Genomic DNA, 14,608 nt, shown 5'->3' with positions numbered 1-14,608 from the left:
AGAATGCAGGGAGAAAGGAGGCGTTTCTCTATGGAGTCTAGCTCGGATCGTTCTTCAACCTCATCTCCATCGAAAGCTTTTACCCCCAGACCTCCGCGCATACTTCTTGCAGGTCTTGCCAGCGGGCTTTTTCTCGGGGTGCTTTTGGTCGTTCTCCGTCGATACACCGGCTATCCGCTTGACGCGATCTTGCTCGATTTGTCCTACACCCCGGTGCTGTCCGACTTCAACACTCCGCTTCTGCAATGGGCGATGCATCTCTTGGTTGCCGTCGCGGTTGCCTTCGTTTACGCCAAACTAACCCGGGGTTTAACTCGTCGAAGCCCCCTCTACGGTCTCCTCTTCGGTGCTCTCGTCTCCGCCATTTACTTTATCCTCGCGCCTCTTGTTGCACCGAACCTCATCAATCCTTTCGAAACAGCGCCTTTTGCCATCTGGGTTGGCGCTCATTTGTTGTATGGAATTGTTCTCGATAAACTCCTTTAAAGAGGGGCTATTTTTTCATGCTCCATAAATATCATTTCATATTATGATGTGGTAGAATTTGAAGTAGGGGCATGCAGTTTTTTTAGGGGTTAGGGAAAGGGGTTTACGCCATGGACGGGGGTCGAAAGTTAGGCTATGGTGTGTTTGGGGCCAGCGACGAGCGTTTCCGGTTGATTATTGAGAACGTCACCGACATGATCGCCGTGCTGGATAACGAAGGAACCATCCTGTACGCGTCACCTTCACACGCATTTGTGTTGGGACAGGAACCGGCGTATTACGAAGGCACCTCTTCGTTTCAATTCATTCACCCGGAAGACGTACCGCATGTGCAGGAAGTCATTGCGCACATGCATGTCAGCCAAAAACAGGCACAGGCCGAATTTCGTTTTCGAAGTACATTCGGTTGGAAGCAACTTGAAGTCCGCGGCATGCCGGTGCTCAGCGATGCAGGGAACATCGACGGGTTCGTCATTGTCGGTCGCGACATCACGTTGCGCAAGGAAGCAGAGCGTCGTCTCGCCGAAAGCGAACAACGCTACAAATCGCTCTATGAACAGAACATCGACGCCGTGTTCTCTTTTGACGAGAACGGCAAGTTTCGAAGCGGCAACCCCGCTTGGGAGAAGTTGACGGGATACACCGAAGCCGAATTGTTGCAAAACGGCTCGGCGGACCACCTGATTCCCGACGAAGATCTCGACCGCATCGACGTGCATCTGCAAAAAGCTCTGCGTGGGGAAGCGCAGTACTATGAGATGCCGATCCTCACCAAAAGCGGCGAGCGCGTCCACGTGTCGGTCACCAATTTTCCAATTGTGATCAACGAAGAGATCGTCGGTGTCTTTGGCATCGCCAAGGACATCACCAAGCGCAAACGGGACGAGCAGATGATCTATCATCTCGCCTACCACGACCCGTTGACGAAGTTGCCCAATCGCCGTCTCTTTCTCGATCGGCTTCAGTATGCGCTGGACGCCGCGAGAGAAGCACAGCAGATGGTGGCTGTGATGATGCTCGACCTCGACCGCTTCAAAGTGATCAACGAGTCGCTCGGTCATGCGATTGGCGACCAGATTCTCCAAGAAGTGGCCGAACGTCTGGACAGTTGCATCGCCTCGGAGCATACGGTTGCTCGACTCGGCGGAGATGAATTCGCCCTGTTGATGCCGATGCTTACCGACCCGGATCAAGCGGTGGAGACGGCACAGTCGATTCTCAACGCGTTCACGCCGCCGATTCTCGTGGCCGGCTACGAGTTTCACATCACGTCCAGCATCGGCATCGCGCTCTACCCGGAGGACGGCTGTGATGTCAACACGCTGCTCAAGCATGCCGACACGGCGATGTACATTGCCAAAGACCAAGGCAAGAACAACTTCCAACACAACCGAGCGGGCAAAAACGAACAAGTCTTCCAGTACATGGAGTTGGAAAACGACCTGCGCAAAGCGCTCGAACGCGAGCAGTTCGTCGTCTACTACCAGCCGCAGATCAACATCAACACAGGTCTTGTGATCGGTGTGGAAGCGTTGGTGCGCTGGCAACATCCGGAGCGCGGTCTGGTCTCTCCGGCGCAGTTCATTCCGCTCGCCGAAGAAACGGGTCTCATCGCCCAGATCAGCGAATGGGTACTGCGGGAAGCGTGTCGACAAGCCCGACAATGGCAAGTGGAGAAGTCGCAATATTTCAAGGTGTCTGTAAATCTCTCGTCCAGCCAGTTTCAGCAGATGGACATGGTGGACAAAGTGCGCCGGATTCTCCAAGAGACGGAGTTGCATCCGCAATACCTCGATTTGGAGATCACGGAGAGCATCGCGATGCACAACATCGATTTCGTCATCTCAAAGCTCATGCAGTTGGAGCGGCTTGGCGTTCACATCTCCATCGACGATTTCGGCACGGGGTTCTCGTCGCTCAGCTACCTCAAGAAATTCCCGATTCACACGCTGAAAATCGACCGTTCGTTCATCCAAGACATCACCACCGACCCGGACGACGCTTCCATCGTAACGGCGATTCGCTGGATGGCACGCAGTCTGAACCTCGACGTTGTCGTCGAAGGTGTCGAGACGGGGGAGCAGTTGGAGTTTTTGCGTTCCATCGACTGTGACAAAGTCCAAGGCTTCTACTATTGCAAGCCCGTACCCGCCCGTGAATTTGAGCGGTTGGTGACGCGGGGAGAGCTCATGATTTAGAGCCGAACTCGTTAAAAAAAGCCCATGAGCCGGCACACGGCCATGGGCTTTTTTTCAAGGACGAAGGCAGGGTTCGGCGGGTTTGGGAGCGAATGGATAGAGAGGAACTTTGCTTGGGCACGGGAGGGATTGCTATGAAAAAATGGATTCGTTCAGCAGCGGGAGTCGTACTGGCAACGTCGCTGCTGGCGTCAGGCATAAGCGGCGGCACAGCGAGCGCCGCGCAGAAAATTCGAGTGTTGGTGCAAGACCAAGAAGTCTTGCTTTCGACCCCGGCGGTCATGGATCATGATCGCGTGTTGGTGCCGTTGCGAGGAGTCGTGCAGCAGGTCGGCGGCTACACGGAATGGGATGATGTGTTGCAGACTGCGAAAGTGAGTTTGGGAGATCGAACGGTCATCTTCCCGATCAACTCGGCGACGATGGGGGTGACGAGCGGGTTGTCGATGACGCCGGACTGGAAAGTGATCGACGTCCCTGCGCAGATCATCGAGAATCGCACGATGGTTCCGCTGCGTGCATTGGGCGAGGGACTCGGTTTGACCGTGAAGTGGGACGCCGCAACGAGCACGGTGAAAATTTATACCCAAGATCGCAGCCCGACGAACCAGCCCTCGCAAAACCAAGGACAGGGCGGTACGGGCAACTCCACAGGTCAGGGCACCACGCCGTCTACGCCGACTCCGACCCCGGTTCCCATCGATCCCAATACAGGCACGGTTGTATCGGAAAGCCTGCCGATCACGAAGTCTCTCGGAGATGTCTCCGTGACGGTTACGTCGATGGAAGTGCTGGCGATGGAGACGATCTTTCACGTTCGCGTGGACAACAACTCCACGGAGCCGGTCTACTTGCTCGCGGGCATGTCCACGATGACGAGCGGCCAAGGGAAAAAAGTGAAACACCAAGGCGATCACCTCGACCCGAGCCTCATCGACAGCGTCGAACCGAACCGCTCCCAAGAGGGCTTCATCGCCATTCCGGGGAATCCGATCGGGTCCACCCTCGTGTTGACGACCAATCTGTACGGAACGAGAACTCCGCTGATCTTCCCGATTTCCTTTTAGCAAAAAAAAGTCTCCTGTACCCGCGCGGGTCAGGAGACTTTTTTTCCTCAGATGAAGCTGAGTGCGACGATGGCGATGGCGAGGTGGAAGAGAATTTTGAACCAGTCTTTGTGCCGGGTTTGGTTCAGCAGTTGGAACGTCGTGTAGCCCGAGTGGGCGAAGATAATCAACCAACAAAGTTTCAGAACGATGCCAGGAACCATAAACATTGTGCCCCCTCCTTGGAAAGTGATGGGTAGCAGATGAGTATGCGGGAAAGAGGCGAGATATGCAGTTTTTGGTACAATGGAGAAAACCAAGGGGGTAGTAAAGCTCATGGAACAACGCGCATTTGGCAACACGGGACTTACTGTATCGGCGCTCGGATTCGGGGCCGGACATATTGGTCGTGACGAGATGACGGAGCGAGAGGCGGAGCAAGTGCTGAACACCGTGCTGGAACTCGGCATTACGCTGATCGACACCGCGCGCGGCTACGGCCACTCCGAAGAGCGAATCGGTCGCCACCTCGCCCATCGCCGTCAGGAATTTGTGCTCTCCACCAAAGTCGGCTACGGCGTGGAAGGCTTCGAAGACTGGACAGGCCCGACGATCACCGCAGGCGTGGAGCGTGCGTTGAAGACGTTGCAAACCGACTACCTCGACATCGTACACCTGCACTCCTGTCCGTTGGAAGTCTTGCAACGGGGTGATGTGGTGGAGGCGTTGGTCCGTGCCAAAGAAGCGGGCAAGATCCGCGTCGCGGCGTACTCGGGGGAGAATGAAGCGTTGCAGTACGCGATTGAAACGGGTGCGTTTGGAAGTTTGCAATTCTCCGTGAACCTCTGCGACCAGCGGGTGATCGACGCCGGGTTGCAGCTCGCACAGGAAAATGGCCTCGGCGTGATCGCGAAACGCCCGCTAGCAAACGCCCCTTGGCGGTTCGCAGAGCGTCCGGTGGGCGAGTATGCAGAGGAATACTGGGTGCGTCTGCAACAGATGAACCTCACGCCGGGAGACCTCTCGTGGGATGAATTCGCCCTACGCTTCACCGCCTATCTCCCCGGCGTACACACCTGCATCGCCGGAACCTCCCGCCTCGACAACTTGAAACGCAACGCCGACATCCTCGCGCAAGGGCCGCTGCCCGAAGCGGTCATGGCTCACGTCCGCGAGACGTTCAAGGCCAATGATCAAGAGTGGGTCGGGCAGATTTAAGCCAAAAAAAGAACCCAATGCCTCAGGCATTCGGGTTCTTTTTTTACACCATACTCCGCGAGATTTTCTGCGCGAGGTATTCGAGTTGTTCGTGCATCTCGGTCTCGTCCAGCGTCGGACGGACTTCGGGGGAGAACAACTGGTGTTTTTTCAACTCGTAGTAGTCGAACAGCGCATTGCGAAACGACAGGTTGTGCTCCATGAGGAACGCCGGATTGACCAGATTGCGGAACATCAACTCGTCTTGCAACAGCAGGAGCGTGGCATTCAGTTTCGGAAACAACCCCTCAGCCATGCCTTCCTCATACAGCCGACGCAACCGCTCGTTGCGTCGATGCGTGGCACTTTTCACTCGCTCCAACAACTCGGGGTACGCTTCCCGCAGGTCGTGGTGAAACGCTTCCGAGCCATACGTGGTGATCAACAGCGTCTGTCGAAACGCCCGCTGGAAGCGCTGCACCAACGTCTCGGAGACATCCTCGCGCAGTTTCGTGTCCGCGTCCACGATCACGTCCACATAGGCGTCGACGAGATGTTGGATGATCTCGTCCTTGGACGAGAAGTATTTATAGAGAGTGGCTTTCGAGATGTCCATCATCTTGGCGATGTCATCGGTGCGCAGTTGTTGAAAGCCTTCTTTTTTGACGTGCGTGATCAGCTTGCCGACCAGTTTACGCTTGGTTTCGAGATCGTCATATCGTGACATGGTCTGAGTCCTCCACAGGTTAACCTTCTCTCCAGTATAGCCGCATTCCCACCCAAGGTAAACGGAAAAGACAAAGTAGACTAAAATGACGAAAACAGTTTACTTTGTGCAAATCCCATGATAGGATATCTTCAGAACGATACACGAACCCAGAGAGGACGATCTCTATGAAGAAACGATTCTTAGGCAAAAGCGGTCTCGAAGTTTCCGCAGTCGGTCTCGGCTGCATGAGCATGTCTCCCGATTACTACGGCGCGGCTGACGAAGCCGAATCGATCCGCACCCTGCACTACGCGCTCGACATCGGCGTGAACTTCTGGGACACCGCCAACGTCTACGGCGGTGGGCACAATGAACTCTTGCTCGCCAACGTCCTGCGCGAACGCCGTGACGAAGTGGTGCTCGCGACGAAATTCGGTTTCGTGCGCAACGAGCAGGGCTTGGTCGGCGTCAACGGCAAGCCGGATTATCTCAAGCAGCAGTGCGACGAGAGCCTCAAGCGTCTCGGCGTGGACCACATCGATCTCTACTACATGCACCGACTCGACACCTCGGTGCCGATCGAAGAGACGGTCGGCGCGATGGCGGAGCTCGTCCAAGCGGGCAAAGTCCGTCACCTCGGCCTGTCCGAAGTTTCGGGGGATACCCTGCGCCGTGCGTATGCCGTTCATCCGATCGCGGCCGTCCAATCGGAATACTCGCTGTGGAGCCGCGATATTGAGGACGAAGTGTTCCCGGCTTGCCGTGAATTGGGTGTGGGCATCGTGCCGTACTCCCCGCTGGGTCGCGGTTTCCTGACCGGGCAAATCAAGTCTCCGGACGATTTCGCACCGGACGACTTCCGCAAGGGACTCCCGCGCTTCCAAGGCGAGAACTTCCAAACCAACCTCGACCTCGTCCGCGAACTGGAAGACATGGCCCGCGAGCGCGGAGTCAAAGCATCCCAACTCGCTCTCGCTTGGGTGCTCGCCCAAGGAGACGACATCGTCCCGATCCCGGGCACGACCAAGCGCGCCAATCTCAAGGACAACGCCGATTCGGCAGACCTCGAACTGTCCGCCGACGACCTGCGCCGCATCAACGCCATCGCGGAAAAAACCGCCGGCATGCGCTACGGCGAGTACGCCATGAAGTTCACCAACCTGTAAGTCCATTTGCTTCCGGACTGCGGGAAAAGAAGCCTGCTTCCGCCCGCGCGGAGCAGGCTTTTTTTCGATATCGGCCCTGTGATTCACAAAATTTTTACAGAAAATTGGCCCAAAATACTGCAGTCCATCTCAAAGCTCGTCCCACCCAAATCCCAGACTGACTCTACAGTCGATTGAATTATCTGAAAAATTGGACCCAACAGAAGTTGAGTCAAAAATCTGTATGCGCTTACATTCACTAAATTCAACCTTTAAGTAGCGTTGACAGTCCCTTATCTCCCTTCCTATAATACGTGTAACAAATGGACGCAATTTGAAGGAGGAGTGAGTCAGATGACGCATGCACTGTTTATCTGTTGTTCCGACCCGGTACAGATCTTGGGGCCGGTGGCGATGAGTTTGACGCAAGAGGGGTTGTCGATGGAAGCGATGACGATCTCGCAACGTGAGGACTTGGCGGAGATGCACCTGAGCGTTTCCGGTGACGAGGACGCGGTCGAACGCTTCCGTCAAAACCTGCAAGACGTGCGCGGTGTGCAACTGGCGACGAACCTCTCGACGGACGAGCAGGGCTGGTTCATTTCCGCACAAATTTGCGAAGTGTACGCTTGATTTTCAAAAAACACTCCCTCACTTGAGGGGGTGTTTTTTTTCGTAGGTTGCTTTTTGCCGGAATTCGGGAAAAAAATTGGCTCAAAATGCAGCAGTCCACTGCAAGCGCCGTCCACATCCACGCAGAACTTTCATTCAGTAGGTAATCGCTTACATGCGGTGGTGGTTTTCGACCTGACTTTACGATCTACGTGGACGAGCCCCGATGCAACAAGGCTTCCAAACGCCCGTTTAGTTTGAAAACGGGGGGAGCGGTGTCTCAAGAGCCCAGTCAAATTGTCTGAAATATTGGCACAGGCACGGGAGGAGTCACGCCCTTTGAAAGCGCTTAACAAGATTGAAATGGAGCCTTGCCCTGCGTTGACACGGGGAATTTGTCGTCCCATAATACGGGTAACGAGTTGATTGTGACAGACTTTTCAGATAAAAAGAGGAGTGGAGATAATGAGCGAGACTATGGTGTATCTGGATGGCGCATTCGTGCCCAAAAGCGAAGCGGTGGTATCGGTGTTCGACCACGGCTTCCTGTACGGAGATGGGATTTTCGAAGGCATTCGCTGTTACGGCGGCAACGTGTTCTGCCTGCATGAGCACATCGTGCGGTTGTACGAATCGGCGAAGTCGATCTTGCTCGACATGCCGCTGAGCATGGAAGAGATGGGGCACGCGGTACTCGAAACGCTGCGGGTCAATCAGATGTCGGACGCCTACATCCGGTTGATCGTCTCTCGCGGTGTGGGGAACCTCGGCCTCGATCCGCGCTCGTGCCTCAAATCGACGGTGATCATCATCACGGAGCAACTGTCCTTGTTCCCCGCTGAATTCTACGAGCAAGGTCTCGCCATCGTGACCGTCCCGACCCGCCGCAACATTCCGGACGCGCTGAACCCGAAGATCAAATCGCTGAACTACTTGAACAACATCCTCGTGAAAATGGAAGCCGCCCGCGCCGGCGTTCAGGAAGCGCTGATGCTCAACCAAGACGGGTACGTCTGCGAAGGGTCGGGCGACAACATTTTTCTCGTGAAAAACGGGAAAATTATCACCCCGCCGACCTACCTCGGGGCGCTCGAAGGCATCACGCGCAACATCGTGATCGAACTTTGCGAAGAAATGGGCATTCCATGTGAGGAGAAGCCGTTCACTCGACACGACGTGTACGTGGCAGATGAAGTGTTCTTGACGGGGACGGCGGCGGAGATGATCCCGGTCATCGACTGCGACGGTCGAGTTATCGGCACGGGACAACCGGGAGAAATGACCCGCCGTTTGACAGAAGCGTTTCGCGGCATCACCCACCGACGCGGAACGAAAGTGCCGGAGCTGTACATCGAAGCGGTCTAAAAAAAGAAGCCTCGACTCTGCATGCAGAGTCGAGGCTTTTTTTCTAGTTCAGGTTGAGGACTTTCGATTGAGCAGAACCGACCAAACGGGACGGCGGGTAGATCTTGCGAACGGGGAGGGCGATCAGGGCGGTGACGACCGCTTTGATTCCATCGCCGAGCAGGAACGGGTAAGCTCCGGCGGAGAGTGCTTTTTGCAAATCCATGCCGGTTACGTGCATCAGCCAGGCCACGCCGCCGACATAGCAGGGAAGTGCGCCGAAGACGAAGACGATGACCGAGAGCAAGACCACTTGCACGGGGCCGTTGCCTCGAACACGGGAGGCGAGGAGGCCGACGAGAAATGCGCAGATCGGGTAGACCATGACGAAGCCGCCGGTCGGGCCTGCGAGAACTGCGATGCCGCCGGTGCCGTGGAGCATCGGGAGACCGAGTGCGGTCAAGAGGATGATGAGCAGCATGGAGAAGAACCCATATCCTGCGCCGAGCAAGACGCCGGCGAGCATCACGACGATGTTGCCGAGTGTGATGGGAACCGGGGTGAAGCCGAGGTTGATGTTCACGTTGCTAAATACGACCATGAGTGCAGCAATCAAAGCGGAAAAGACCAAACCGCGTACGGTGAGTTTCGAACTCATTGCAGAACCTCCATTCCAATGTTAACTTAGGAACTAAATAGGATGACAATCGGATTCTACCACAATATAGGTAGGGAAGAAAAGAGGAGGGACCGCGATGAACGCGGGGAAGCACGAGAGGGCAAGGACGGAGGAGTTTGCACGAGTAAGCGAGATTCAGTTAAAAGACGTCTCCGTCGCATTCGCCACGACCGGTGGGACTCCTGGGAGTTCTGAAGCTAGAGGTCATGTCGAGAGCTCTGAGGCTAGAGGTTCTGTAGGGAGTTCTGATGTTGAAGGGATTGTCGGAAATTCTGGGGGTTCTGCAAAGTCGGGGATTCGTTTCGTTTTGCAAGAAGTCGATCTGGAAGTTCGGCGCGGGGATTGGATTGCGATCATCGGGAGAAACGGGAGCGGGAAGAGTACGCTCGGTCGGGTGATGGCAGGGCTGCTGCCCGTTTCGCGCGGGGTCTGTGAACGGGGCGACGGACGCGTCCAGTTGGTGTTCCAGAATCCCGACGCACAGATCGTTGGTGAAACCGTTTGGGAGGACGTCTGCTTCGGCCTTGAGAATCTCGCAGTTCCAACGGAGGAAATGCCTGCCCGAGCGGAAGCGGCTCTATCAAAAGTCGGCTTGTTAGAAAAAAAAGACGCCGACGTCTCCACGCTCTCCGGCGGACAAAAACAATTGCTCGCCGTCGCCGGTTGCTTGGCGATGCAGGCGGAGGTTTTGATTTTCGACGAAGCAACTTCGATGCTCGATCCGGAATCACGTGCCTCTCTCCTGCGCGTCGCCGCAGACTTGCATCTCACAGGACGAACGGTCGTCTGGATTACGCAATGGATGGACGAAGTGGTGCGAGCGGAGCGGGTGGCGGCGCTGGAAACCGGGCGAGTGGTTTTTGAAGGGACTCCTGAACAGTTTTTCTATGGAAGAGACGGCGAGGACTCGCCGAGTGACAGACTTCATTTTGCACCGCCGTATGCCGTGCAGGTCGCACGGGCTTTGGAACAGACCGGGGTCGCGTTGCGGACACGGCCGCTTTTGCCGGAACAAGTGGGGGATGCGTTATGAAGATTGTATTGGAAGGGATCAATTGGCAGGGAATCTTGCGCAACGTCTCCTGTGAAATCGGGAGCGGCATCACGCTGTTGATCGGACGAACGGGGGCGGGCAAGTCAACGCTGCTCGATGTCCTGACCGGCTTGCAAAAACCGACGACCGGTTCTGTGCAGTACGGCGACCTGCCGCTCTGGGATGGAAATCGGGTGAACCGAACGGTGCAAAACGACATCGGCGTCGTCTTTCAATCGCCGGAACAGCAGTTGTTCGCCAAGTCGGTGGAGGCAGAGTTTGCGTATTCGTTGAAGGCATTGAAGTTGGAGAAGGACGAGGTCGGGCGTCGAACGCGAGACGCGCTTCAGGCGATGGGACTGTCGTTGGACTTGCTCCCTCAATCTCCGCTGACGTTGAGCGGTGGGCAAAAACGGCGCGTGGCGTTAGGAACGACGCTTGCCGTCGAGCCCTCTTGGCTGTTTCTCGACGAGCCCACGGCGGGGTTGGACCCGCAGAGTACGACCGGTTTGGTGAAGTGGTGTCAGGAGTGGGTGGAGCAACAGGCGGGGGGAGGGCTCGTGATCGTGACACACGACCTCGACGCCTTTTTCCCGATTGCAGATCGAGTGCTGGTGGTAGCCGGTGGGCAGATTCTCGCGGACACGACTCCGGATGAACTGTGCGCCCATCCAAACGTCTTGCACGAAGCAGGGATTGGACTCCCGGAAAGCCTACAGACAGTAATCGACCTGCGCCAACGCGGTTTCAAACTTCCGCAAGGCGTGCTCTCCCCAGACCAACTCGCGGCAGAGATTGCGAGGCAGTTGCACGAAAGAGACAGGCACGTAGGGCATGAGGGGTCTGCAATAAAAGTAGAGACGAAGCCCCAGTCGACCCCAACCACACCTCCCGAGTTAACCCCCGCCTCGAAACCTTTGATCTACCGCCTCGACCCCCGTGGCAAGTGGGTATTTTATGTCGCGTTGTCGGTCGGGCTGCTGATGCAATCCACATGGCTCGGCCTGCTCGTCGGGACCATCCTGACTCTCGCGGTTCTGTTCGCTTCCCAATCTTCCTATCGCGAACTGCTCCGCGTCATCAAGCCGTTTCTCTGGTTCTTGGCGTTCTCCGTCGTCCTCTCCGGCTTGCAGTTCTCAGGAGGTCTCGGCTTTTCACTCGACTCGGCCCTGTACACGTTCACCCGTGTCTTCAAAGTCCTGCTCGTCCTGATTCTCGGCTTTCTGCTATCCGCCACAACCGGCCAACTGCGGATGAAACGCGCTCTTGAACAAGCCCTCGCCCCCCTGGCACGTCTGAAACTTCCTGTCGAAGCGTTCGCCCTCGCCGTCTCGCTCTTGCTTCGTTTCATCCCGGTCATACTGCGCGAACTGCAACGTTTTTCCCGCATCACTCGCGCCCGAGGACGCTCCAACGCCAAACTCGGCGGCCTGCGCGTCCGAGACATTCCCGTGCTGGTCATCCCGCTCTTGCTCTCCGTGCTCCAACTCGGCGAAGAGCTCTCCACCGCCATGGAAGCCCGCGGATACCAAGACTTTGGAAAAAAGCGCACGCAAAGCCTTCGCTTACAACTCCATCGAGCGGACTGGTTGACGATGGGACTCGGAATTCTGCTGTCCATCCTCCTCATTTTCCTATAAAATGGTAATCATACAGAAATGAGGAGGAATTCTATGAAAAAACATCTTCTTGCCCTCGCCCTCATCGCGGCTGTGACCGCTCCTACTCAGGCAATCGCCAGCGAACCGAAACCAGTCAAACTCGTCCCGCTCCGTGCTCTCGCCAACCAACTGGGCGCTGATCTCCAATGGGAATCCGCCACCGCAACCGCCACGCTGATCGAAGGAAGCAAGGCCCTTCAAGTGCAGATCGGCTCCCGACAAGCGAGAGTCGGGGATTCCACCGTGGAACTCTCCGCTCCGCTTGCTCTGCGCGAAGACCGGACGTACATACCGCTGCAACTGGTGGAAAAACTCCTCGGCCACACCTTGAACTGGAATGAATCCGAAGGCCGCCTCTCCATCGGAAACCCCGACACCTTCACCGCCCAAGGGGCGAAAAACGGAGACAAAGCTTCCTACGACCTCAACCTCACCATGAACGAAGCGCACGAATTCAACGTCACCGCCAAAGTTCAGGTCGAGAACGTTTCGGACCAGGCGTGGGACAACGCCGTTTTTTACTTCATCCCGAATGTGTTCACCGATGAATTCAAGAACACCAACGTGGTTCCGCACACGGATAACAATCAATACGCCCGCGTCAAAATCGACTCCCTGAAAGCCAACGGGTCCCAAGCTCAGTACCAACTCAGCAAAGACACCCTCGACGTCCAGCTTCCGACGACGCTGAAACCGGGTGAGAAAACGGAGATCGAAGTCACCTATTCCTTCACCCTCCCGCAACCGGGCAACCGATTTGCCAAGGACGACGCCGAGCAACTCTACAAACTCGCCGAATGGTACCCGATGCTCGCCACCTACAACGAATCGGGCTGGAACAAGTTCCCGTACTATCCGTTCTCGGAGTCGTACTTCACCGATTTCAGCGACTTCAAACTCTCCTATGACCTGCCGAAAGGGTACTCGTTCATCTCTTCGTCCGAAGCCGACCTGCCGCTTGGCACCAACAAGGGCGAGCTCACGATGAACAACGTCAAGGAAATCTACGCGCAAATCGACGGTTCGCCGAACCTCAAGATGCTGAATGCGACGGTCGACGGCGTAGACGTCCGCGTCTTCGGACGTGTCGGGCAGGAAGAGGCGTTGCAAGAAATCTTCGACGCCGCCAAAAAGTCGGTTCATTTTTACGACGAGAACATCGGACACTACCCCCACAAACAACTGGACATCATGACCAACGACGGCGGGATGGAGTACCCCGGCATCGTGACGGTCCCAGCGACGAAAAATCCCAATGACCCGCTGTTCTTCAAAGAAACGGTCGCCCACGAGATTGCGCACCAGTGGTTCAACTTCACGGTGAGTTCGGACTCGTTCCATGAAGGTTGGCTCGATGAAGGCATGACCGAGTTGGCCACGTCCTTGTACATGTACGGCGTGGAAAACTCCCCGGAGCAGGAAGCCTTCCGCCAACTTCGCTACAAGCGCAAGTGGAAACCGAGCCTCAACTCCCACACGTCGCTTGCCGAATTGAACCGAGCGGACATGCTCCAAGCGTACTACACACAACCGGCGTATCGGATGTGGGACCTCTTCAAACGCAACAGCGGGACGACCGACCCGCTGCAGACGAGCCTGCATTTCATGCACGACTACTTCAACGCCTACCAAAACAAACAGATCACGACCCCGGAATTTCTGCGCTTCACCGAGTCGTACTTCCCGACGGACGCCAACTTCTACGCGTCGTGGGTGAAATAAAAAAGCCTTCGTTCGGCACTCTGCCGGACGAAGGTTTTTTTCGGGAAACAATAAAGGCACGAAGGAGGTGGGGGGACTGATCATCCTCAAGTGTTGTCTGCTCGTGGCCTGTATGTTCTATTCGTTGAACCTCAACGTCCCGGTGATCTCAGGCTTGAAAGACACCGCCTACCAGCAAAAAATCAACGCCGAAATCCAAGCCAAAGCCAATCGTGACAAGGCCGATTTTATTCAAAAAGCGAAACAACAAGCAGACGACCTGCGCAAGAGAGGCTTTCCCGTGATCCCCGTTACTCTGACGATCACCCATGAGGTGAAGTCGAAACCGGGCGACGACATTTTTTCGATGGAAGTTATCACGGACGCGCAAATGGGAGGGACGAGCAAGCCGGACTTGGACTTTTACAACATCTACAACGGTGAAACGGCTCATGTGATCACCTTGCAGGAACTGTTCGGGCCGGGGTATCGAGAGAAGTTGAACCGAGAGATCGGCAAGCAAATCGACGAGCGGATCGCCCAAGGCATTCCGTACTTCAAAGACCAGTGGCACGGAATCTCAGACACCCAAGGCTTCTACGTGCAAGACGGCGAAGTGGTCATCGTCTTTGACAAATACGCGATTGCCGCAGGCTACGTGGGACAGCCCGAATTCAAGATCCCTTGGGACGGCGTTCTTCATGAAAAAGCGAAACTGCCTCAATAGGGGGCATTTTCGCTTTTTTTTAAGTTTTCTTTTTAATTGACGGGTTTTTACACGAGGGGTATACTCATGC

General features: G+C 55.8%; 14 protein-coding genes. 11 read left to right on the top strand and 3 right to left on the bottom strand.

Annotated features, from left to right (window positions below; genetic code table 11):
• The first annotated feature begins 30 nt into the window (after positions 1-30).
• The 3 genes from JJB07_RS09345 (at position 31) to JJB07_RS09335 (ending at position 3,751) form a co-directional block, all read left to right on the top strand.
• Positions 31-486, top strand: a complete 456-nt coding sequence (locus JJB07_RS09345; RefSeq protein ID WP_201634050.1) for a hypothetical protein — start codon at positions 31-33, stop codon at positions 484-486.
• Positions 487-596: 110 nt separating this feature from the next.
• Complete coding sequence (locus JJB07_RS09340) at positions 597-2,684, top strand: sensor domain-containing protein (RefSeq protein WP_201634047.1); 2,088 nt, start codon at positions 597-599, stop codon at positions 2,682-2,684.
• 134 nt (positions 2,685-2,818) lie between these two features.
• On the top strand, positions 2,819-3,751 hold the full coding sequence (locus tag JJB07_RS09335) for a copper amine oxidase N-terminal domain-containing protein (protein ID WP_201634044.1): 933 nt from the start codon (positions 2,819-2,821) through the stop codon (positions 3,749-3,751).
• Between the two features lie 47 nt (positions 3,752-3,798).
• Here JJB07_RS09335 and JJB07_RS09330 read toward each other — a convergent pair whose 3' ends face one another.
• Positions 3,799-3,960, bottom strand: coding sequence for a hypothetical protein (locus JJB07_RS09330; RefSeq protein WP_201634041.1), 162 nt, complete (start codon positions 3,958-3,960; stop codon positions 3,799-3,801).
• A gap of 106 nt (positions 3,961-4,066) precedes the next feature.
• Here JJB07_RS09330 and JJB07_RS09325 point away from each other — a divergent pair, with 106 nt between their 5' ends.
• Positions 4,067-4,948 (top strand): aldo/keto reductase, encoded by an 882-nt coding sequence (locus JJB07_RS09325; RefSeq protein ID WP_201634038.1) that lies wholly within the window; start codon positions 4,067-4,069, stop codon positions 4,946-4,948.
• Between the two features lie 43 nt (positions 4,949-4,991).
• On the opposite strand, the gene JJB07_RS09320 is transcribed toward JJB07_RS09325, so the two are convergent.
• Positions 4,992-5,654 carry a TetR/AcrR family transcriptional regulator gene (locus tag JJB07_RS09320; RefSeq protein WP_201634035.1) on the bottom strand — a complete coding sequence of 221 codons (663 nt, stop codon included), beginning with the start codon at positions 5,652-5,654 and terminating at the stop codon, positions 4,992-4,994.
• A 167-nt stretch (positions 5,655-5,821) separates the two neighbouring features.
• Between JJB07_RS09320 and JJB07_RS09315 the strand changes: the two genes are divergently transcribed.
• From JJB07_RS09315 to ilvE, 3 genes are all read left to right on the top strand, one after another.
• The gene (locus tag JJB07_RS09315) at positions 5,822-6,802 is read left to right on the top strand and encodes an aldo/keto reductase (protein ID WP_201634032.1); all 981 of its coding nucleotides are present in this window, start codon (positions 5,822-5,824) and stop codon (positions 6,800-6,802) included.
• 333 nt (positions 6,803-7,135) lie between these two features.
• Positions 7,136-7,414 carry a hypothetical protein gene (locus JJB07_RS09310; RefSeq protein ID WP_201634029.1) on the top strand — a complete coding sequence of 93 codons (279 nt, stop codon included), beginning with the start codon at positions 7,136-7,138 and terminating at the stop codon, positions 7,412-7,414.
• A 444-nt stretch (positions 7,415-7,858) separates the two neighbouring features.
• A complete protein-coding gene (gene ilvE / locus JJB07_RS09305) occupies positions 7,859-8,758 on the top strand; it encodes a branched-chain-amino-acid transaminase (protein ID WP_201634027.1) in 900 nt (299 codons plus the stop codon).
• Positions 8,759-8,801: 43 nt separating this feature from the next.
• On the opposite strand, the gene JJB07_RS09300 is transcribed toward ilvE, so the two are convergent.
• On the bottom strand, positions 8,802-9,395 hold the full coding sequence (locus JJB07_RS09300) for a biotin transporter BioY (protein WP_201634023.1): 594 nt from the start codon (positions 9,393-9,395) through the stop codon (positions 8,802-8,804).
• 97 nt (positions 9,396-9,492) lie between these two features.
• On the opposite strand from JJB07_RS09300, the gene JJB07_RS09295 reads away from it, so the two are divergent.
• The 4 genes from JJB07_RS09295 (at position 9,493) to JJB07_RS09280 (ending at position 14,538) form a co-directional block, all read left to right on the top strand.
• Complete coding sequence (locus tag JJB07_RS09295) at positions 9,493-10,449, top strand: ATP-binding cassette domain-containing protein (RefSeq protein WP_201634020.1); 957 nt, start codon at positions 9,493-9,495, stop codon at positions 10,447-10,449.
• Positions 10,446-12,089, top strand: a complete 1,644-nt coding sequence (locus tag JJB07_RS09290; RefSeq protein WP_201634017.1) for an ATP-binding cassette domain-containing protein — start codon at positions 10,446-10,448, stop codon at positions 12,087-12,089. Before JJB07_RS09295 ends, JJB07_RS09290 begins: the two co-directional genes overlap by 4 nt.
• Before the next feature lie 33 nt (positions 12,090-12,122).
• The gene (locus tag JJB07_RS09285; protein ID WP_201634014.1) at positions 12,123-13,832 is read left to right on the top strand and encodes a stalk domain-containing protein; all 1,710 of its coding nucleotides are present in this window, start codon (positions 12,123-12,125) and stop codon (positions 13,830-13,832) included.
• 112 nt (positions 13,833-13,944) lie between these two features.
• Positions 13,945-14,538, top strand: coding sequence for a DUF3298 and DUF4163 domain-containing protein (locus JJB07_RS09280; protein ID WP_236587992.1), 594 nt, complete (start codon positions 13,945-13,947; stop codon positions 14,536-14,538).
• Positions 14,539-14,608 lie beyond the last annotated feature (70 nt).

The sequence above is a fragment of the Tumebacillus amylolyticus genome, from assembly GCF_016722965.1.
In the GTDB taxonomy this organism is placed as follows: Bacteria; Bacillota; Bacilli; order Tumebacillales; family Tumebacillaceae; genus Tumebacillus; species Tumebacillus amylolyticus.
Note: the sequence above shows the minus strand (reverse complement) of the source record. Positions and strands in the feature narration are given on the sequence as shown.